Source organism: Lentzea xerophila (assembly GCF_051094245.1).
GTDB classification, from domain to species: Bacteria; Actinomycetota; Actinomycetes; order Mycobacteriales; family Pseudonocardiaceae; genus Lentzea; species Lentzea xerophila.
The window spans coordinates 6,859,458-6,878,752 of the sequence record NZ_CP194934.1 but is presented as its reverse complement, the minus strand read 5'-3'; the positions used below and the strand labels follow the sequence as shown (position 1 = coordinate 6,878,752).

Sequence of the window (19,295 nt, the reverse complement as noted above, 5' to 3'; positions counted from 1 at the left end):
AATGGACGACGCACGACGCAAGGTCGTGATCACAGGTCTCGGTATCGTCTCCAGCATCGGCATCGGCGCCAGGGAGTTCTCGGAGGGTCTGCGGTCCGGCCGCAGCGGCGTCAAGCCGATCACCTCGTTCGAGACCGAGGGGTACGCCCACGCCAACGGCTGCGAGATCACCAACTTCACGGCCGGCGAGTGGGTGGTCGGCACCGACCCCTCGACCATGGGCCGCACCAGCCAGTTCGCCGCCGCGGCCGCACGCATGGCGGTCGGCGACGCGGGGCTGCCGTTCGACGAGCTGCGCGGACGCCGCTGCCTCGTCTCCGTCGGCACGACCGACGGCGAGTCGCGGGACCTCGACCAGCTGGCCGTCGACCAGCTTCGTGACGGACCGGAGCACCTCGACGAGCTGCTCGCCCGCCGCTCGCCGGCTTCGCGCCTGGCCACCAGCATCGTGCGCGAGCTCGCGCTCACCGACGTCGAGCCGGTCACCATCCCGACGGCGTGCGCGGCCGGCAACTACGCGATCGGGCACGGTATCGACGCGATTCGCGCCGGCGACGCCGACGTGGTGCTGGCCGGTGGCGTGGACGCGTTGTGCCGCAAGACCTACGCCGGGTTCTATCGGCTCGGCGCGATGGCGCCCGAGGTGTGCCAGCCGTTCGACCGGCACCGCAAGGGCATCCTCGTCGGCGAGGGCGCGGGCATCCTGCTGATGGAGAGCCTGGAGTCGGCACTCGCCCGCGGCGCGCGCATCTACGCCGAGGTGCTCGGGTACGGGCTCAACTGCGACGCGCTCAGCCCAGTGCACCCGGACCAGAACACGCTCGCGCGGTGCATGGAGCTGGCGCTGCACAACGCCGGCGTGAAGCCTGAGGACATCGACTTCATCTCCGCGCACGGCACCGGTACCAGGGCCAACGACATGACTGAGGTCGGCGCCATCCGGCAGGCGTTCGCGGGTACCCCGCCGCCCACCGTGTCGATCAAGAGCATGCTCGGCCACGCGATGGGCGCGGCGAGCGCTCTCGGTGCGGCGGCGTGCGCGCTGGCCATCACCGAGGGCTTCATCCCGCCGACGATCAACCATCGGGAGACCGACCCCGAGTGTGACGTGGACTGCGTTCCCAACGAGGTCCGCTACGCCGAGGTGAACGTGGTGCAGAACAACTCGCTCGCGTTCGGCGGGAACAACGCCGTCACCGTGCTCGGCCGGTGCGAAGCGGGTGGGTGATGGTTCCGCTGCTCCGCCGTCCGTCCACATCGGAGGGTGCGGCGCGGGTGCTGCTGCTGCACGGACTCGGCTGCAAGACCACGGTCTGGGACTCGCTCGTGGACAGGATGCCGCCGACGGCCGAGCTGTGGGAGGTCGAGCTCCCGTGGCACGGCATAGACAGCGGCGACTGGAGCCATATCGGCGACCAGATCGAGCCGGTGGTGTGCGCGGTGGAGGCCCAGCCAGGATTCGACGCCGTCGTCGCGCACTCGTTCTCGGCGGCGCTGCTGCTGGAGGCGTACTGCACCGGCAAGCTCGCACCACGCCCCTCGGTCCTGGTGAGCGCGTTCTACCGGCCGCGCCCCAGGGACTTCACGTGGCACACGATCTCGCACTACCTCAACGACTTCCACCGGATCTTCGCCGAGGCGCTGCGCGTCGGCGAGGCGTCCAGGTACGCGGAACGGCAGCGGATGGCGCTGGCGGTCAGCATCCGGGACCAGGTCGGGCCGTACGGCTGGATGCGGTTCTTCGAGTCCTACCTGCGGACACCGTTCCTCGACCTCTCCGGCGTCACCGCGCCCCAGCTCGTGCTGACCGGTGACTCCGACATCGCGGCCGATCCCTCCGACGGCCGGGCGCTGGCGGACGGCCTGCCCGACGGCAGGTTCGAGCTGATCGAGCAGTGCGGTCACTTCCCGATGCTGGAACAGCCAGAGTTCTTCGCCCGTGCCGTTTCCGACTTCTTCGACGCGGCCATGCTGCCGACCACCCGAGCCAGGAGTTGACGTGACTTCCACCCAAAACGCTCCCGCCGGCACGCTGCCGCGGGACGACTCGACCCGCGTGGTGCTGAGGCCCCGCTACGAGGGTTCCAACATCTGCACGTGGATCGGCTTCAAACACGTCAACTACCTCGTGGAGGAGGCCGTTCTCGACCACCTGCGGCAGCGCGGGCTCCCGGCCGGCGAGCTCTATGAGCGGTACGGGATCTGCACCGACATCACCGAGATCGACACCAGGATGTGGACCGCATACCACATCGACGACGTCGCGGTCGCCACCGTGCGCCCGGCCGAAGGTCCCGGCCAGGAGCTGAGGTTCGTCGTGGAGATGGTCGCCGACCGGGTCAAGCCGGTGCGGACGGTGACCGCCAAGGTCGGCGTGACGTTGCGGCAGGACGTGCGCGGCTTTCCCGCCGAGCCGGTGCCCGCCGAACTGGCCGCACTGGTCGTGGATCGCATCGGCACCCCTCAGGAGCCCGTCGCGGCGAGCGGTGACGACGTGATCGCGCGGCTCACCGAGCACCGCAACGCGTTCGGCTGGTCGTGGCGGGTGCCCTACCCGTACTGCCACTTCACCGAGCGCCTGCAGATGTCGGGCTACCTGCGGCTGATGGAGGAGGCGGTCGACCTCTTCCTCGCCGACCGCGGTGTCTCCATCCACACCCTGCTGCGCGAGCAGAACTGGATCCCGGTCGTGCCGAGCTCCAGCATCACGATGCTGGATGAGGTCGGCATGGAGGAGGAGATCCACACCGTCTTCACCGTGGAGAACGTGTTCAAGCGGCTGACCTACACCGCCAGGATGGACTGTTACGTGCGCCGCGACGGCATGCTGCACAAGACCGCCACCGGCACCATCACCCACGGTTACGCGGTGATCGAGAACCGGCGGGACTGGAGCCAGGTCGACTTCGACGACAGGCTGCACGGCGCGTTGCTCGGTGACGGAGCGACATCATGACAGCCCAGGCCGCGCTCGTCGATCGCGACGGGACGCGTACCGCGGAACTGGTGCTGTCCAAGTGGTTCGTCGTGTCGCCGTACGGTGTGGGCAACGACCCGTTCGCCGACGGTGTCCTGTCCGGCCGCAGCGCGATCTCCGGTGTGGACAGGTCGCAGTTCGACGTGCCCTACGAGCTGGTGGGTCTGGTGCCCGACTTCAGCGCCGCGAAGTACCTGGGCAACAAGGGAACCCGCCTGATGGACCGGCTCACCGCACTCGCGGTGACCGCGGCGGGCGGCCTGGTCGACCAGTGCCGCGAGGACCTCGTCGCCGACCCGGAACGCGCCGCGCTCGTGCTCGGCACCGGGTGGGCCAGCGTCCAGTCCATCATGGACACCACGCGTGACTCGCTCACCGGGGACAAGCCGTACCACGTCGACCCCGCCAAGTTCCCCAACACGGTGATGAACAAGGCAGCGGGCCAGAGCGCGATCTGGCACACCATCAAGGGGCCGAACACCACCATCTCCGGTGACTGGCTCACCGCACTGCTGACGCTGAGCTACGCGGCCAGGCTCGTGCGCGGTGGTCACTGCGACCGCGCGCTGTGCGGTGTGGCGGAGGAGTACTCGGCTCAGCGGGCATGGCTGGAGTGGCATGCGGGCAGGGCGGGCGGCGACGGCATGTCCGCGCTCGGCGAGGGCAGTGCGTTCTTCCTGCTGGAGTCCGCGGCCGACGCGGAACGGTCGGGCCGCACGCCTCTGGTCAGGCTGCTCGCCACCCGGTTCACAGCGTTCGGTGCCGACGGTGACGCCGGTGCCGCGCTGCGGGACTGCGTCCGGGCCGCGTTGCGGCATGCCGGGGTCGGTCCGGAGCAGGTGCGCGTGGTCGCACCCGCGGGTGCGGGCGCGGCCCCGGTGGAGAACGACGTGCTGACCGGGGAGTTCGGGGCGTCGGCACCGGAGTGGATCCGGAGCCGGCACCTGATCGGTGACGCGTCGGCGGCCTCGGCCGGGTTCCAGATCGCCGCCGTGCTGGCGGCGGCCGGCCGCAAACCGCTCGCCCGCGACGAGGCGGCGGTGGTCACCACGATCGGTCGTGACGGCATGACCGGTTGCCTGGTGCTCGGTGGCTGCGGAGGTTCGTCGTGAGCGGGTGGGACGTCCGGGTCGTGGGAGCGGACGGCCCGGTGGTGCGCGCGGCGGTCGACATCGATCCCGCCCACCCCGTGCTGGAGGGGCACTACCCCGGCTTTCCGATCCTGCCCGGCCTCTACCTGGTCGAGTACGTCCACTCGCTGGTCAGGGCTACCAGGGGCGTGCGTCGTCCGGTGGCGCTGGAGCGGGTCCGGTTCGCGGCACCTGTCTACGGCGGCGACACCGTGGACCTCGCCGCCGAACTGTCCGAGGAGGACGGTGTGCTGCGCTGCGCCGCCACGGCGTCGGTGGGGGAGCGGACCGTCGCCCAGATCCGGTTGCGCTATGCCACGGGAGGTGTGCGATGAACGGCGTCGCACGGATCAAACGGCTTATTCCGCACCGCTACCCGATCCTCCTGGTGGACCGGGTGTCCGCGGTGGAGGTCGGCCGGACGTTGGTGGCGCACAAGGCGGTGACCGTCGCCGAACCCTGCTACCGGCACCTCGGCGACGACGCCGCCGAGGAGGACTACGCCTACCCGATCAGCCTGCTGCTGGAGTCCTGGGCGCAGGCGGCAGTGCTGCTCATCTGCTGGGACCAGCCCAACCCTGACGTGCTGGCCGGCAAGGTCGAGCTGGCCGCGGGCATCAAGGGCGTCGAGCTCGGCGGGCCGGTGTTCCCCGGCGACGTGCTGGAGCACCGCGCGGAGATCCACCGCCTGGTCGACGACGCGGCCGTGGTCGGCGGCGCCTCCTACGTCGGCGGGCGCAAGGTGCTGGAGGTGGCACAGTTCACCGCGGCGTTGCGGGACTCCAGCGTGCTGGCGCCGCGACCAGCCGTTGCCGGAGCGCCGCGGTGACCGCGCGCCGGGTCGCACTGGTGACCGGTGGCTCGCGGGGGATCGGGCGCGGGGTCGTGACGCGCCTGGCCGAGGACGGCTGGGACGTCGCGTTCTGCTACCGCTCCAACGTCTCCGCGGCGGAGCTCGTCGCGAAGGAAGCGGCCGGGTCTGGCGCCTCGGTGCTGACCCGGCAGGTCGACGTGGCCGAGTACGAGGAGAGCAAACGGTTCGTGCGCGACACCGAGGCGGAGCTCGGCCCGATCCACGCCGTGGTCACCTGCGCCGGGATCGTCAGGGACAACCCGCTCGTGCTGCTGTCCGAAAAGGACTGGAACTCGGTGCTGCGGGTGAACCTCGACGGTGTGTTCAACGTGTGCTCGGCCGCGATCTTCGCGATGGTCAAGCGCCGCGCCGGCACCGTGGTCACGATGTCCTCGGTGGCCGGTGTGCACGGCAACGGCACGCAGACCAACTACTCGGCCTCGAAGGCCGGGATCATCGGGTTCACCAAGGCGCTCGCCAAGGAGTCCGGCCCGCGCGGCATCCGTGCCAACGTGGTCGCGCCGGGGTTCATCGAGACCGACATGACCGCCGGGTTGCCGGCCAGGGCGACCGAAGGGCTCGCCGGGCGCATCCCGCTCGGCCGGTTCGGCAGGCCGGAGGAGGTGGCGGACCTGGTGTCGTTCCTCGTGTCGGACCGCGCCTCCTACGTCACCGGCCAGGTGTTCGGCGTCGACGGCGGCCTGGTGATCTGACGCCACCGGAGGGGAATGGCATGAGCAGGAAAACGCCCAGGTTCTACTTCTCGTTGCGCAGCCCGTACTCCTGGCTCGCGTACCGGGAGCTGATGAGCCGGTTCCGCGACGTCGCGGAGACGATCGAGTGGCGTCCGTACTACGAACCGGACGAGCACAGTGCCGGGCTCATCCGCGCGCAGGGGGCCGAGCTGCCGTACGCGGAGATGACGCGCGCCAAGCACTTCTACATCCTGCAGGACGTGGCGCGGCTGGCGAGGGAACGCGGCATCGAGGTCACCTGGCCGGTCGACAGGGACCCGGTGTGGGAGGTGCCGCACCTCGGGTACCTGTACGCGCGGCGGCACGGCAAGGGCCTGGCCTACATCGATGCGGTCTACCGGGCTCGGTGGGAGCAGGGCCGCGACATCTGCGACCGCGCCACCATCGGCGAGATCGGTGCGTTGCTGGAGCTCGACTCGGTCGCCGTCGCCAACGCTGCCGACGACGGCGAACTGCGCGGCGAGGGCGCGGTCTCGATGGCGGAGGCCTTCCGGCACGGCGCGTTCGGTGTGCCGTTCTTCGTGCAGGGGTTCACCCGGTTCTGGGGTCTCGACCGGCTGGAGGCGTTCGCCGGCCACGTCCGGGCGAGGCAGGCACCGGCGCAGGCGGAGCCCGAGGTCGTGACGGCGGCCGTCGGGATGGGCCCTGGCCCTGACGACGGGCACGCGGGCGGCTGCGGATGAGCGGGCGACGGCCGGGGCCGCGGTGGGAGACCGCGGATCCCGGCCTCGCCACGGTGCGCGACCTGGCACGTGACTTCTTCACCGCCGAGGTGCTGCCGCACCAGCTGCGGTGGCGGGCCGAACGGCAGGTCGACCGGACACTGTGGACGGAGGCAGGCCGGCGCGGGCTGCTGGGCCTGAGCGTTCCCAAGGAGTACGGCGGGGCGGGCGGCACGCTGGCGCACGACGCCGTGCTCGCGGAGGAACAGGCGCGCGTCGGCGACACGTCGTGGGGACTGAGCGCGCACGGGATCGTCACGCAGTACGTGCTCCTGCACGGGACAGAGGAGCAGCAGCGGCGCTGGCTCCCGCGGCTCGTCACGGGCGAGCTGGTCGGCGCGCTCGCGGTCACCGAGCCCGGTGCCGGCTCCGACCTGCAGGCCATCACCACCCGTGCGTGCCGGGACGGCGAGGACTACCTGATCAAGGGCACCAAGACGTTCGTCACCAACGGCGGCCAGGCGAACTTGGTGGTCACGTTCGTCGTCACGTCCGCGCCGGAGGAGCGGCAGCGCCGGATGTCCCTGGTGGTCGTCGAGACCGACGGGCTCGCGGGCTGTCACCGCGGGCCGGTGCTGGACAAGATCGGCAGGCACGGCCAGGACACCGGCGAGTTCACCTTCGACGACACGCGTGTCCCGGCGGGCAACGTGCTCGGTGGTGCCGAGGGGCGTGGTCTGCGGCAGCTGCTGCCGCTGGTCTCCAGGGAACGGCTGCTGCTGGCGGTGACGTCGGTGGCGGCGATGGAGGCCGCGATCGAGGAGACCGTGCGGCACTGCCGGCAGCGCACCGCTTTCGGGCGCAGGCTGATGAAGTTCCAGAACACCCAGTTCGTCCTCGCCGGCTGTGCGACCGCGGCCGCCGCGAGCAGGGCGCTGGTGGACGGATGCGTCGAACGCGCGCTCGCCGGCGAGCTTTCCATGACAGACGCGGCGATGGCGAAGCTGCACGCTTCGGAGACGCTGTGCGAGGTCGTCGACCGATGCCTGCAGCTCTTCGGGGGTTACGGCTATCTCGCCGGCCAGCCGGTCGCGAGGGCGTGGGCCGATGCCAGGGTCTCGCGCATCTTCGGTGGCACCAGCGAGATCATGAAAGAGATTATCGCGGCGTCACTGTAGTCATAGTCGATCAATCAGTCAGTCCTGCTCGCCAGGCGTGGTGGTACTGCGTCATTCATCCTCATTCGCCATCCTTCGGTCGGGTCATACCACCGTGGTATGTCGCCTAGTTGCCTGTGGTATTCGACACCGGCTGTTACTTCCGTATAGTGTGAACAAGGTCGTATTTGCCCGTGCCGTCCTGGAGCCGGGCCCGCGACAGCTCTGCGGGGGTGGGGCAATCAATGGGGGTCGGAACTGTGGTCACTGCTGAATCGAGGGAGTGCGCCCGGCCGATCATGTGATCAATGGTTCCGCGCTGAGGTGTGAAGAGGTGTCGCGAAATGGAGATTCGAATTCTCGGTTCGTTGGCAGTCACCCGGGGAGGACAGGAACGTGAAATTGCTTCGGCGCGAGTGCGCACCGTACTGGCCCTGCTAGCCCTGCCGCCGGGGGTGCCGTTGCCCGCGGCACAGCTGGTCGACGAGCTCTGGTCCGGCAAACCGCTGGGCAACGCGCGCAACGCGTTGCACGCGAACATCACCCGCCTGCGCAAACTGCTCGAGTCGGTCACCGGGCGCAAGGGCGACGAGGTGCTGCGCACGGTGAGCGGCGGCTACCTGCTCGACGTGCCGAAGAACTGCGTGGACGGCTACCGGTTCCTGGACCTGGCCGAACGTGGGGCCGGCAAGGTGCAACGGCACCCGGCGATGGCCATTGAGCTGCTGGAAGAGGCGCTGCGACTGTGGCGTGGGCCGGCGCTGCTGGACGTCTGCGACGGTGCGCGATGCCGCATGGAGGCCACTCATCTGAACGAGAGGCGTCTCAGCGCCCGCGAGGACCTGATCACGGCCAAGCTCGCCAACGGCGACCAGCGTGGGGTGGTCCCCGAGCTCAACTTACTGACCGCGCAATATCCGGAACGCGAGCGGTTGAGTGAACAACTGATGATCGCTCTGTACCGCGACGGCAGGCAGACCGAGGCGCTCGACGTGTTTCATCACACCCGAAAGCGGCTGGCCAGCGAAATGGGGCTTGAACCCGGACGCGGCATGCGGCAGCTGTATGAGGCGATTCTCGTCCAGGACAAGGTTCTCGGGTAGGTGGATCTCGTGGAATTTCGTATCTTGGGTCCGGTCGAAGTGCGCGGGGGTGACGCGGAGTTGACCCGTGCCGGGGTCAAACCACGCACCGTGCTCGCTGCCCTGCTGCTTTCCGGCGACAAACTGATTTCAGATGAGCAGATGGCGGACGTCTTATGGGGTCCGCATCCGCCCGCGACATCCTACGCACAGATCCACACCTACGTCTCACGTTTACGAAAGATCGTGGGCAGCAGATCGGCCATCGTCCGGAGGTCTCCCGGCTACCTGCTCGACATCGGCACCGCGTACTTCGACTTCGCCGAGTTCCAGAACGAGGTGGAGCTCGGCAGGACGGCGTTGTTCTCCGGCCGGTACGAGGAGGCGGCGAAGCGGTACCGGGCGGCGCTGCACCTGTGGCGCGGTCCCGCGCTCGCCGGGGTGTCCGAGTACCTGGCCAGCTCGGCGGGTCCGCGGCTCGAGGAGGACAGGCTCTCCGTGCTCGAACGGCGGCTGGACGCCGACCTCGCGCTCGGCAGGGACGCCGAGATCCTGCCGGAACTGGCCCAGCTGGTCGCGCAGCACCCGTTGCGCGAACGGTTCCGTGCCCAGCTCATGACGGTGCTGTACCGGTGCGACCGGCAGGCCGACGCGCTCACCGTGTTCGACGAGGGCAGGCGGGTGCTCGCCGAGGAGTTCGGGATAGACCCTGGAGCGTTGCTGCGCGAGGTGCACCAGGCGATCCTCACCGGCACACCTGACCTGGTGTGGCCCGGAGCCGGCTCCAGGCCGGTGCCGTCGTTGCGCTGACAGGTCAGGCGGGCCGCCGCACCGCGAAGACCGTGTGGCGGCCACCGGGGTCCTCCCGCACAGTGACGTCGAACCCCTTGCCCCGCAACATCCCGGTCGTCGGAGCGAGCCGCCCCGCCGTCGGTGTTCCTGCCTCGTCGTGCACCTCCAGCGCGAGCCGGCGCAGCACCGGCCAGTGCCGCTCCTCGATGCCGCGCAACACGTCCAGCTCCGCCCGCTGCATCGATCTTCACCATGTCGACGCGGGACAGTCCCAGTTCGTCGATCACGCCGGACAGCCGGCGCACCCGGCAGCCGAAGGTCTGCTCGCGGAAGCGGAAGTCGAGCAGCTCGCCGAGCAGCTCCGAGTCATAGTCCACTTCGGACAGCCGATCCCGGATGTACCGCTTCTCCAGTGCCGTGTCGGCATACTGCGTGGACATCGTGGAGTAGCCGGGGTAGTAGACGAACGACACCTCGCGGTCGGCGTCGGAGAGTCCGTACGGCAGCACGGTCACGTCATGCGCCGAGACGTTGGCGCGCAGCTTCTCGAGCAACGGAGGCAAGGGCTCGAACGCGTAGATCGACGCGGTGGGGCATTCCGAGCGGGCGAACAGCGAGTACATCCCGATGTTCGCGCCGACGTCGAGCACTACCGACCCCGGCGGCAGCTCCATGCCAGGAGGAAGGTACGCGCGCCGGACGACTATCTCGTCATAGAGGTACTCGGTCTCGTGGCGGTTGACTCCGGCCACCTCGCCAGGGTCGATCGGCATCGTGCGTCCCCTCCAGCAGGCCGGCCACGGTGGCCCCGAGCGCGGTGGCCGGGTCACCGAGGTCGTGTGGGATGTCGAAGTGGTTGCGGTGGCCGATGACAAGCTCGTCGAGCCGCGGCGTGCGAGCCGCGGCGGCGGCGACGAACTCGTCGTGCTGTCGCGCGAACTCCTGGGTCTCCGCCCCGCCCCGGGCGACGACCAATGGCGGCAGCCGGTCGGGCAGGTGCCGGATCGGGCTCAGCCGAGCGGCTTCCGCCGCGTCGAGCCCGAGCGGTTCGTTGACGTAGGTGAGCCGCAGCGGTTCGAGGTCGTACACACCGCTGAGCAGGATCGCGCTCGCGAGCGGCAGCTCTTCCCGGCACAGCGCCGCGACGACGAGGTGTGCGCCGGCGCAGTGGCCGGCCACGTGCACGCGGCCGGCCCCGAGCCTGGTGGCGTGGCCGGTGAGCCACGAGAGACCGCGGGCGACCTGCGTGACGATGTCGCCGAGCCGGTGCTCGGGTGCCAGGCCGTAGCCGAGGGCGGCGAACGCGACCCCCGCGGGCACCAGGTCCCGTGCGGGGAACGCCGAGTCCTCCTTGCTCAGCTCCTGCCAGAACCCGCCGTGCACGAACACGAGCAGCGGCGCGCCGGCGCGGTTCGCGGGGAAGAAGTCGAGCGTCTCCCTCGCCGCCGGGCCGTAGCGCAACCCCGACCGCACCGGGAGCTCCGTCCGCGCCGCCTCACTGGTCCTCGCGTAGCCGTCGAGGAACAGCCGCAGATCGGGCACGAGGGAGCTCGGTGAGTACTGCCGGTCGAGCTCGGCCTGGTCGTAGTCGCGGTACAACGCCACGGAAAGCCCTTTGGTCAGAGGGTGGAACGCGCGGCCAGCAACTCGGGGAAGAACCGGTGCTCGGACACCCGCCGCAGCCAGTCGACGCCGTCGGTACCACCCGTACCCGGCTTGTGCCCGAGGATTCGCTCGACCACGAGCAGATGTGTCGAGCGCCAGCGCGAGTGCAGATAGCCCACCTCGGACAGCGCCTCGGCGAGCAGGTACAGCCGATGGTCGCGCTTCGGCTCGCGATAGATCCCGGCCCAGGCCTCCTCGGCCGCGGGATCCGGTTCGTACGGCTGGGCGTAGTCGGGGCGCTCCGGAATCGGCGCGCCCCGCCTGCGCAGCACCGCGAGCGCGGCGTCGTACACGCTCGGCGCCCTCAGCGCGGCATCGACCTGCTCGTGCACCCACGCCACGGCGTTGTGCGCCTCGGCCATGCGGGGCGACTTGTGCCCGAGCGCGAACTCGAGCTGCCGGTACATGTACGACTGCAGCCCGGACGCCACGCCCAGCTCGTTGCGGAAACCCGCGAACTCGGACGCGGTGATCGCGCTGACCGGGTCCCAGCTCGCCGCCAGCAGCCGCTGGGTCCGCTCGACCCGGCGCAGCTGCCACAGCGCCTCGTCGAGCAGGTCGTCGAACAGCAGGTCGCGCACGCGGTTGATGTCCGTGAAGAGGAGCTTGAACAGCAGCTCCTGGACCTGTCCCACGGTGTAGAAGGTCAGCTCCGCCGGCTCCCGCGTGCGCGGGTGTTGCAGACTGAGGAGCACGTCGACGTTGTGGTAGTCGATGTATGGCGTGGTGTCCGCGCTCGTGCGCCCGACGCTGAAGTCGAGCGCGGGCTCGCCGCCCGTCTGCTCGGCCCTGGCGCGGCGTTCGCTCTCGGTCAGCGGGGTATAGGCGCGAGGCTCGTACGTGGTCCGCTCGACAGTCACGAACCGATTCTGGAGGCTGGACCTGACACGGCTCTGATCTCCTGCTGACAGCGCACGGCCGTCAGCGGGCTGTCAGACCGGTGTCAGCGGCACGGCCGATGCTGGGGGCGTGATCCTGGGGGAGAGCCGTCCGCTTCTGAACGACTCCGTGGTGCACCTCATCCGGGGTCACGCCGAAACCAGACCGGCCACCGTGGCGATCGAGCACGCCGGTGGCGGCTGGACCTATCGCGAGCTGTGGCAGCGCGTGCTGGAGATCGCGGCCGCGCTCGGTGAGAGCGGGGTGGAGCCGGGCGACCGGGTGGTGCTGTGGGCGAACCGGACACCGGACACCATCGCCGCCGCGGTGGCCATCATGGCGCTGCGCGCGGCGTACGTGCCGATCGATCCCAAGCACCCGGCCGAGCGCGTCAAAGCGGTGCTGGCACAGGCGAAACCGGCCGCTGTCGTGGCGGACGGCCCGGTGGCGGGCGCGGTCGACCTCGCGGACGTGCCGAAGCTGGTGCGCACGCCGGAGCGCGACCTGCCGCGCGTGGACGACATCGCCTATGTCGTGTTCACCTCGGGTTCGACGGGCACTCCCAAGGGGGTGCTGATCGAGCACGGTTCGCTGGTGAACTACGTGGGGTGGTGCGGATCGCTGGCAGGCCGGGACGGCACGGGCAGCCCACTGTTCGCGAGTCTCGGCTTCGACCTCGCGTTCACCTCGCTCTGGGTGCCGCTGGCTCAGGGCGACCGGGTCGTCGTGGCCAGCGGCATGTGGGACACCGCCACGCTCTTCGGCCGCCCGGAGCGGTACTCCTTCCTGAAGCTCACGCCGTCGCACGCGCGGTTTCTGGAGCAGCTGGCATCCCCACCGGACTACCGGGCGCTCACCCGGCTGCTGATGTTCGGCGGGGAGGCGCTCGACGCCGCCCTGCTCACCGCGCTCGGCGACCGCCTGCGCGGGGTGCGGCTGGTCAACCACTACGGGCCCACCGAGACCACGATCGGTTGCTGCGCCTACGAGTTCGCCGCCGACCGCGTCCCCGGACTGCCGACCGTCCCGATCGGGTCCCCCGCGTGGAACACCGTCGCCCACGTCGTCGACGACGAACTGCGTCCGGTCAGGGAAGGAGAACTGGTCATCGCCGGCCGGCCGGTGGCCGCGGGGTACCTCGGCCTGACGAGCGACCGCTTTCTCGACACACCCGAGCTGGGTGGCCGGGCTTACCGGACCGGTGACATCGTGGAGATGGTGGGCCCGCGGACGTTGCGCTACCTGGGCCGGCGGGACGACCAGTTGAAGATCAGCGGGCACCGGATCGAGCTCGGGGAGCTGCGGCACCACGTGCTCGCGGTGCCCGGTGTGGCCGGGGTGGCGTTCGACGTGGTGCATGGCCTGATCGACGAGGTCGAGGCGTTCGTCGTGCCCGCCGACCCGAGCGCGGACGGCTTCGCGCTGGCACGTGCGGTCCGTACCGCGCTGCGGAGTGTTCTGCCCGAGGCGGTCGTGCCCGACGAGGTGTATGTGGTGCCGCGGCTCGTCCTCACCGGCAACGGCAAGTGCGACGTCCGCGCGACCCGGTCGCTCGCCTTCGGCTAGGCCCTCTACCGAAGTCTGGCCCGGCTGTCGCGGGCCGGACTTCGATACAGACCAAGCTAAGGGCTGTAGTGCTCGGCGACCCAGCTGTCGTCGTAGACGGTGTCCAGGTAGCGCTCGCCGAAGTCCGGAGCCACCGCCACGGCGGTGAGCGCGCGGCCACCGTGCCGCCGCAGCCACTTCCCGGCTCCACTGACGACCGTGCCGGTGGAACCACCGAACAGGAACCCGCGTTCGGCCAGTGAACGGCAGGTCCGCACAGTGTCCACTTCGGACACGTGCACGACGTCGTCCACCAGTGACTCGTCGAGCAACGGCGGCCGGATCCCGGTGCCCATGCCGGGGATCAGGCGGGTGGCCGGGGGGCCGCCGAACGCCACCGAGCCCTCCGTCTCGATCGCCACGACGCGGGTCGACGGACGCGCCTCGCGCAGATAGCGCGCACATCCCATCAACGTGCCGGTCGTGCCGGCCCCCACGAACAGCACGTCGATCTCGGGAAAGCTCTTGATGATCTCCGGCCCGGTGGTCTGGTGATGGGCCAGCCAGTTCGCCTCGTTCGCGTACTGGTTGAGCCACAGGAACTCCGGATGCCCTGCGCAGAGCCTGGCGATGTGGTCGAGCCGGGCGCCGAGGAAACCGCGCTCCGGATGCGGCTCGCCGACCACGTGCACCTCGGCGCCGAGCGCTCGCATCAGCCGCACCGAGGCCGTGTTGCAGCGGACGTCGGTGACGCAGGTGAACGAGAACCCGTTGCTGCGCGCGACCATGCTGAGCGCGATGCCCAGGTTGCCCGACGAGCTCTCCACCAGCCGGGTGCCGGGACGCAGATCACCGGCCCGCTCGGCGGCGGTCACCATCTCGACCGCCGCCTTGAGCTTCACCGAGCCGGCGAAGTTGAAGCCCTCGCACTTGAGGTAGAGCGGTACGTCCGGGCGCAGGTCCACGAACAGGTCGGCGACGTTGAAGTCCTGTGGACTGACGATGATCGGCACCGGAGCCTCAGTGGCGGTTCAGTTCGGCGAAGAAGCCCTCGACCGGCAGCGCCGTGCCGGCCCTGGTCACCTCGTCGTGCACGTGCCTGCCGACCGCGAGGTCCAGTACCCCGAGGCCGAACGGGGAGAACACGAGCGTTCGCCCGCGCTGAGGCGTCAGCGCGCCGGTCAGCACGTCGTACAGCGTGCCGGACACGAACGACCGGTCGCCGGTGAGCTGTTCGGCCAGGTGCACGGACGTGTTCGCGCGCAGGCAGTGGTCGATGTCGTCGACCACGTTGGCGGACTCGAGCACGACCTCTGGAGCCAGGTCGCGTAGGGACAGGTGCAGCACCAGTGGCGCGTGGGCGAACCAGGACGGGTCGGTGACATGCGGGGTGGCGGCCACGGTCGCGTAGACGATCAGGTCGGACGACCGGGTGAGCGACTCGGGGTTGTCGTGCACGACGATCCGCCCGTCGTGGCCGGACCGCTCCAGGTACCCGCGGAAACCCGCTGCCTGGGCGGGATCGAGGTCGTACAGCCCGATCTCGTCGAACGTCCACCCGGTGCCCGCCAGGTAGGTGTGCGCGTACCTGGCGATCAGCCCGGTGCCGGTGATGCCGAGCCTGCGCGGCCGGTCGTGGCCCCTGGTGAGCACGTCGGCCGCCAGCGCCGCGGACGCCGCGGTCCGGGCGGCACTGATGATCGAGCCCTCCAGGCACGCGAAGGGATAACCCGTCGCGGGATCGTTGAGCAACAGCACGGCGGACGCGCGGGGCAGCCCCGACGCGATGTTCTCCGGGAAGCTCGACACCCACTTGATCCCGTCGACGGCCGTGGTGCCGCCGATCGACGCGGGCAGCGCGATGATCCGGGCCGACGGCCGGTCCGGGAAGCGCAGGAAGTACGACGCAGGGTTGACGGTGTGGCCGTCACCGTGCACCCGGTAGGCCTGCTCCACCAGGTCGACGACCTGTTTCTCCTTGCCTGCCAGGGCATCCCGTACCTGTGTGCCGGGGATCACCACGAACTCGGGGACCGTCATCTCTGTCGCCGCTCCTTCTCAGGTCATCGAGACCAGGACACGTCGTGACCCGGTGAAGGGCTCGCGCCCGTGCAGCACGCGCATGTTGTCCACGACCATCAGGTCACCTTCGTGCCACGGCATCGCGAGCTTGCCGGCCCGCTGGGCTCTCCGGACCTCGTCGAGGTCCGCCGCCGGGATCGGGCTGCCGTCCCCGTACGCCACCGAGTGCGGCAGGTCCGCTTCGTCGTCCACCACGGACAGCAGCAGTTCCGCCTCGTCCTCCGGCAGGTTCGAGGGGTGCCACTGGTCGGCCTGGTTGAACCAGACCTCCGCGCCGGTGTCCGGGTGCCGGCGGACGGCAGGGCGGCGCTGGGTCACCCTCAGCGCACCACCCGCCGTCCACGAGAACTCGGCACCGGAGGAACGCAGAAACTCCTCGACGGTCGCGGGGTCGCTCGTCTCGAAGGTCTGCTGCCACGACTTGCCGAGGCCCGCGCCGCCGTGCAGATGCGTGCGGTAGAGCACGCCCCGCGTCTCGAACCTCTCGCGCACGTCCGGGGAAAGTTCCGCGAGCAACGCCGCGCCGTCGCAGACCGGGGTGGCACCACCGGTGTCGGCGGCGTCGACGCAGGAGAAGAACAGCCGGCTCGGCCACCGGTGGGCGTACGACATCTCGTTGTGCAACGTGATCTCGTACCGCGCCGGGTACTCGGTGGAGGTGAACACTCCCTCGGAGACGGTGGTGCGGGGCGTGTTGCCGCCGCGGTAGCTGTTGATCAGCGAGCCGCCGAACGCGGACACCGCCTCGTGGAACCGTTCGCTGCCGTCGATGCCGAGTCCGCGCAGCAGCACGACGCCGTCGCGGGCGAGGTGTTCGCCGGTGCGCTCGAAGAGGTCGTCACCTGACCGCACGCTCACGACGGCCATCGTCGTGCCGCCCCGGGTGTGCTTCTCGATCAGCATGGTCGCTCCTTCAGTTCCTGCTCCAGGGCGAGGGCCAGCGGCAGCAGTTCCGCCGACGTGGCCGGTCCGAACACGGACAGGCCGATCGGGAGCCCGGCCACGTCACCGGCGGGCACCGAGACGTTCGGGTACCCGGCCAGCGCGGCGGGGGTCGAGCTGGTGCGGGGGAACGGGTCGCCGTTCGCGTGGTCGATCGGCCAGGCGGGCTGGTTGGACGGTGCGAGCACGGCCAGGATTCCGTGGTCCCGCAACGTGGTGCGGATCAGTTCGCGCGCCTGGGCCCGGACCTGAGCCCTGGTCTCCGCGGCGGTCCGGGCCGTGCCGGACACCGACGCGGTCTGCTCGAAGAGATCCTGGCCGAAGAGGCTCAGCTCGACGGGATCGGCCCGGTTGGCCGCGATCAGCCCGGCCAGAGTGGACGGTACGCCGTCCCGTGTCCTGAGGTAGTTCTCGACACTCGGCCGGAACTCGGCGAACAGCGCTCGGATCGCATTGGCGGACAACGACCTCGGTATGGCCAGCTCGACGGGAACGATCGTCGCGCGCAGCCGCTTCCCGGCGTCGTCGAGCACAGCGTCCACTTCGGACGGCATGCCGGGAACGCGCCAGAGGCCGAACCTGGCCCCGGCGAGGTCAGCCGTGCCGCCGAAGTCACGGCCTGCCAGCACCTCCAGGCACGTCACGGCGTCGGCCAGGCGACCGGCGAGCACCCCGGCCACGTCCAGCGCCGCCGAGACGGGGACGATCCCGGCCGATGGCAGCAGGCCGGTCTCCGGTTTGACGCCGGCGACGCCGCACACCCCGGCGGGTCCGACGATCGACCCGTCGGTCTCGGTACCGAGCGCGAGCGGAGCCATCGCGGTGGCCACCGCCACGGCCGAGCCGGACGACGAGCCCCACGGGCTGTGGCTGGGCCGGAGCGGGTGACGGGTCTGGCCGCCTGCCCCGGACCACCCCTCCGTCGCCTCGGACGACCGGAAGTTGGCCCACTCGGACAGGTTCGTCTTGCCGAGCAGCACTGTCCCGGCGGCGCGTGCCCTGGCGACGATCTCGGCGTCGCGAGCGGGCGGTGCGCCCGCGAGCAGGCGAGACCCGGCGGTGGTCGCGAAGCCTCGGGTGTCGATGTTGTCCTTGACCAGCAGGGGAATCCCGTCGAGCGGGCCGCGGGCGTGACCGGCGGCCCGTCTGCGGTCGGACTCGGCGGCCTGGGCGAGTGCCGTGTCGTCGAGCGCGAGAACCGCGTTCAGGGCCGGGTTCGCCGCCTCGATCCGGTCGAGGCAGCGTCGCGTCAGCTCGACGCTCGTGATGGCGCCCGTGCGGAGCCGTTCGTGAAGATCCACGACGGACGGCAGCGCGCGTGTCGTCATGTGTCCCAGGGTTGCGGCTCGATCTGACCTCGCTCTGACAGCGCGCTGACCGTGCCCGCGTTGCAACGGCGGACTTCCACCTGTAAGTTTTGTCTGACAGGATCGAGCCACGGCCGGAGGGGGAAGCCCTGACCAGCGAAGAACTGCTGGCGTTGCTTGCCGCCTTCGGGCACGAGCAGCGCCTGCGCATCATCGGGGAACTGGCCACGGGCCGGGTGCACGTCAGCGAACTCGCCCGCCGGCTGGAGCTGTCCCGTCCACTCCTCTACATGCACCTCGAACGGCTGGAGAAGGCCGGGCTCGTGGTGGGCAACCTGGAGCTGTCGTCCGATGGCAAGGCCATGAAGTACTTCGAGCTGGCGCCGTTCGAGCTTCGCCTGGACGTCGACCTGATCCTCTCGGTGCTCGGAAAAACGAAGGAGACCTCTACATGACCGGCGCCGTTGTCACCATCGCCATCGTCCTGATCACGGTCGGCGGCATCGCAGCGAGCGTGGTCTCGTACTTCCAGTTGCAGCGACACCGTTCCGACGCGGTGGCCATGGCCGAGTTCCGCAAGCTCGCCGAGCAGGCGGTGGCCAACCAGGAGGCGTTGCGGCAGGAGCTGGACGAGATCAGGGCGAGGCTGACCGCCGTCGAAGACCTGCTGCGGAGCGTTGGGTGAGCGGTTTCGGCAGCGGGTTGCCGCGCAACCCGCTGCGGCTGGTGTTCTCGTCCGCCCCGTGGCTCGCGACCGGGTACTTGCTGAGCTACGTCGTCGTGGGCACGGCGTTGTTCGTGGTCGCGTTCTCGGTGCTGGCCACCACCTACGCGCTGAGCCTGCTGACGTTCGGCATCCCGCTGCTCGCCGGCGCCGCGCTGGTGGTGCGCGGGTGCGCGGAGGTCGAACGCAAACGTGCGGAGCTGTTCGGCGACATCGTCACCGCCGGCTACCGGACCGTCGAGGAGCCCGGGCTCTTCGCCCAGATCAGGGTCAGATGGACGGATCCCGCGACGCTGCGGGACTGCGGCTACCTGGTGCTGATGTACGTGCCGCTGGTGCTGCTGGACTTCGTGGCGGCACTCGTGTGGCTGAGCTGTCTGTTCGGTGTGACAGTTCCGCTGTGGTACTGGGCCTCGCCCAGGACGTGGCACGACGGGCAGTTCGACCACGGCATCAAGCTCGGGTACTTCCCCTCGGGAGCCGACGCTCCCCGAGGGATCGGGATCTTCGTCGGCGACCTGCCGACGGCCCTGCTCGTCGCGGCGGCGTTCGCCGTGCTCACTCTCGGCGCCGCCTACGTGGTGGTGTTCGCCGCCCGTCTGCACGCCGGCGTCACCCGGTCGTTGCTCGGACCGCGGATCGACCCGCTCGAGCGGGCCAGGCGGGTGCTGACCGAACCAGGCCCGCTCGCGCCTTGGCCGGCGCCCAAGTCGTTCTCGAACAAGAAAGGCCGGTGAGCCGGT

22 protein-coding genes and 1 pseudogene are annotated in these 19,295 nt (G+C 70.1%); 15 read left to right on the top strand and 8 right to left on the bottom strand.

The window, feature by feature from the left end; all coding sequences use genetic code 11:
- Window position 1 precedes the first annotated feature (1 nt).
- From ACRSBM_RS32700 to ACRSBM_RS32650, 11 genes are all read left to right on the top strand, one after another.
- Complete coding sequence (locus ACRSBM_RS32700; protein ID WP_434449394.1) at window positions 2-1,228, top strand: beta-ketoacyl-[acyl-carrier-protein] synthase family protein; 1,227 nt, start codon at window positions 2-4, stop codon at window positions 1,226-1,228.
- Window positions 1,228-1,998, top strand: a complete 771-nt coding sequence (locus ACRSBM_RS32695) for an alpha/beta fold hydrolase (RefSeq protein WP_434449391.1) — start codon at window positions 1,228-1,230, stop codon at window positions 1,996-1,998. The genes ACRSBM_RS32700 and ACRSBM_RS32695 overlap by 1 nt, the downstream gene beginning before the upstream one ends.
- A gap of 1 nt (window position 1,999) precedes the next feature.
- A complete protein-coding gene (locus tag ACRSBM_RS32690; protein ID WP_434449388.1) occupies window positions 2,000-2,956 on the top strand; it encodes a thioesterase family protein in 957 nt (318 codons plus the stop codon).
- Entirely contained in the window at window positions 2,953-4,089 is a 1,137-nt protein-coding gene (locus tag ACRSBM_RS32685; RefSeq protein WP_434449385.1) for a beta-ketoacyl synthase N-terminal-like domain-containing protein, read from the top strand. Before ACRSBM_RS32690 ends, ACRSBM_RS32685 begins: the two co-directional genes overlap by 4 nt.
- Window positions 4,086-4,442 carry a 3-hydroxyacyl-ACP dehydratase FabZ family protein gene (locus ACRSBM_RS32680; RefSeq protein WP_434449382.1) on the top strand — a complete coding sequence of 119 codons (357 nt, stop codon included), beginning with the start codon at window positions 4,086-4,088 and terminating at the stop codon, window positions 4,440-4,442. Before ACRSBM_RS32685 ends, ACRSBM_RS32680 begins: the two co-directional genes overlap by 4 nt.
- Complete coding sequence (locus tag ACRSBM_RS32675; protein ID WP_434449379.1) at window positions 4,439-4,936, top strand: 3-hydroxyacyl-ACP dehydratase FabZ family protein; 498 nt, start codon at window positions 4,439-4,441, stop codon at window positions 4,934-4,936. Before ACRSBM_RS32680 ends, ACRSBM_RS32675 begins: the two co-directional genes overlap by 4 nt.
- Window positions 4,933-5,673, top strand: a complete 741-nt coding sequence (gene fabG / locus ACRSBM_RS32670; protein ID WP_434449376.1) for a 3-oxoacyl-ACP reductase FabG — start codon at window positions 4,933-4,935, stop codon at window positions 5,671-5,673. The genes ACRSBM_RS32675 and fabG overlap by 4 nt, the downstream gene beginning before the upstream one ends.
- Window positions 5,674-5,693: 20 nt before the next feature.
- Complete coding sequence (locus ACRSBM_RS32665; RefSeq protein ID WP_434449373.1) at window positions 5,694-6,398, top strand: 2-hydroxychromene-2-carboxylate isomerase; 705 nt, start codon at window positions 5,694-5,696, stop codon at window positions 6,396-6,398.
- Window positions 6,395-7,555, top strand: coding sequence for an acyl-CoA dehydrogenase family protein (locus tag ACRSBM_RS32660; protein WP_434449371.1), 1,161 nt, complete (start codon window positions 6,395-6,397; stop codon window positions 7,553-7,555). Before ACRSBM_RS32665 ends, ACRSBM_RS32660 begins: the two co-directional genes overlap by 4 nt.
- Window positions 7,556-7,878: 323 nt before the next feature.
- The gene (locus ACRSBM_RS32655) at window positions 7,879-8,637 is read left to right on the top strand and encodes an AfsR/SARP family transcriptional regulator (protein ID WP_434449368.1); all 759 of its coding nucleotides are present in this window, start codon (window positions 7,879-7,881) and stop codon (window positions 8,635-8,637) included.
- Between the two features lie 225 nt (window positions 8,638-8,862).
- The gene (locus tag ACRSBM_RS32650; RefSeq protein WP_434449365.1) at window positions 8,863-9,426 is read left to right on the top strand and encodes an AfsR/SARP family transcriptional regulator; all 564 of its coding nucleotides are present in this window, start codon (window positions 8,863-8,865) and stop codon (window positions 9,424-9,426) included.
- Window positions 9,427-9,430: 4 nt separating this feature from the next.
- On the opposite strand, the gene ACRSBM_RS32645 is transcribed toward ACRSBM_RS32650, so the two are convergent.
- From ACRSBM_RS32645 to ACRSBM_RS32630, 4 genes and pseudogenes are all read right to left on the bottom strand, one after another.
- Window positions 9,431-9,649 (bottom strand): hypothetical protein, encoded by a 219-nt coding sequence (locus ACRSBM_RS32645; RefSeq protein ID WP_434449362.1) that lies wholly within the window; start codon window positions 9,647-9,649, stop codon window positions 9,431-9,433.
- 37 nt (window positions 9,650-9,686) lie between these two features.
- A pseudogene (locus ACRSBM_RS32640) lies at window positions 9,687-10,031 on the bottom strand (FkbM family methyltransferase); the annotation flags it as partial.
- Window positions 10,032-10,119: 88 nt separating this feature from the next.
- Window positions 10,120-11,013, bottom strand: coding sequence for an alpha/beta hydrolase (locus ACRSBM_RS32635; RefSeq protein WP_434449359.1), 894 nt, complete (start codon window positions 11,011-11,013; stop codon window positions 10,120-10,122).
- Window positions 11,014-11,027: 14 nt separating this feature from the next.
- On the bottom strand, window positions 11,028-11,933 hold the full coding sequence (locus tag ACRSBM_RS32630; RefSeq protein WP_434449356.1) for a tryptophan 2,3-dioxygenase: 906 nt from the start codon (window positions 11,931-11,933) through the stop codon (window positions 11,028-11,030).
- Between the two features lie 109 nt (window positions 11,934-12,042).
- Between ACRSBM_RS32630 and ACRSBM_RS32625 the strand changes: the two genes are divergently transcribed.
- Entirely contained in the window at window positions 12,043-13,518 is a 1,476-nt protein-coding gene (locus ACRSBM_RS32625; RefSeq protein ID WP_434449353.1) for an amino acid adenylation domain-containing protein, read from the top strand.
- A 56-nt stretch (window positions 13,519-13,574) separates the two neighbouring features.
- On the opposite strand, the gene sbnA is transcribed toward ACRSBM_RS32625, so the two are convergent.
- The 4 genes from sbnA to ACRSBM_RS32605 are packed head-to-tail and all read right to left on the bottom strand — an operon-like array spanning window position 13,575 to window position 17,849.
- Window positions 13,575-14,510: a 2,3-diaminopropionate biosynthesis protein SbnA gene (sbnA, locus tag ACRSBM_RS32620; RefSeq protein ID WP_434449350.1), complete on the bottom strand. Its 936-nt coding sequence runs from the start codon at window positions 14,508-14,510 to the stop codon at window positions 13,575-13,577.
- Between the two features lie 7 nt (window positions 14,511-14,517).
- Complete coding sequence (gene sbnB, locus ACRSBM_RS32615) at window positions 14,518-15,537, bottom strand: 2,3-diaminopropionate biosynthesis protein SbnB (protein ID WP_434449347.1); 1,020 nt, start codon at window positions 15,535-15,537, stop codon at window positions 14,518-14,520.
- Between the two features lie 18 nt (window positions 15,538-15,555).
- On the bottom strand, window positions 15,556-16,482 hold the full coding sequence (locus ACRSBM_RS32610; RefSeq protein ID WP_434449344.1) for a TauD/TfdA family dioxygenase: 927 nt from the start codon (window positions 16,480-16,482) through the stop codon (window positions 15,556-15,558).
- The gene (locus tag ACRSBM_RS32605; protein ID WP_434449341.1) at window positions 16,476-17,849 is read right to left on the bottom strand and encodes an amidase family protein; all 1,374 of its coding nucleotides are present in this window, start codon (window positions 17,847-17,849) and stop codon (window positions 16,476-16,478) included. The genes ACRSBM_RS32610 and ACRSBM_RS32605 overlap by 7 nt, the downstream gene beginning before the upstream one ends.
- Before the next feature lie 89 nt (window positions 17,850-17,938).
- Here ACRSBM_RS32605 and ACRSBM_RS32600 point away from each other — a divergent pair, with 89 nt between their 5' ends.
- From ACRSBM_RS32600 to ACRSBM_RS32590, 3 genes are read left to right on the top strand one after another with little or no spacing between them, the layout of a single operon-like run.
- Window positions 17,939-18,283 (top strand): ArsR/SmtB family transcription factor, encoded by a 345-nt coding sequence (locus ACRSBM_RS32600; protein WP_434449338.1) that lies wholly within the window; start codon window positions 17,939-17,941, stop codon window positions 18,281-18,283.
- Window positions 18,280-18,513, top strand: a complete 234-nt coding sequence (locus ACRSBM_RS32595; RefSeq protein ID WP_434449336.1) for a hypothetical protein — start codon at window positions 18,280-18,282, stop codon at window positions 18,511-18,513. Before ACRSBM_RS32600 ends, ACRSBM_RS32595 begins: the two co-directional genes overlap by 4 nt.
- The gene (locus ACRSBM_RS32590; RefSeq protein ID WP_434449333.1) at window positions 18,510-19,289 is read left to right on the top strand and encodes a sensor domain-containing protein; all 780 of its coding nucleotides are present in this window, start codon (window positions 18,510-18,512) and stop codon (window positions 19,287-19,289) included. Before ACRSBM_RS32595 ends, ACRSBM_RS32590 begins: the two co-directional genes overlap by 4 nt.
- The last annotated feature ends 6 nt before the right edge of the window (window positions 19,290-19,295 follow it).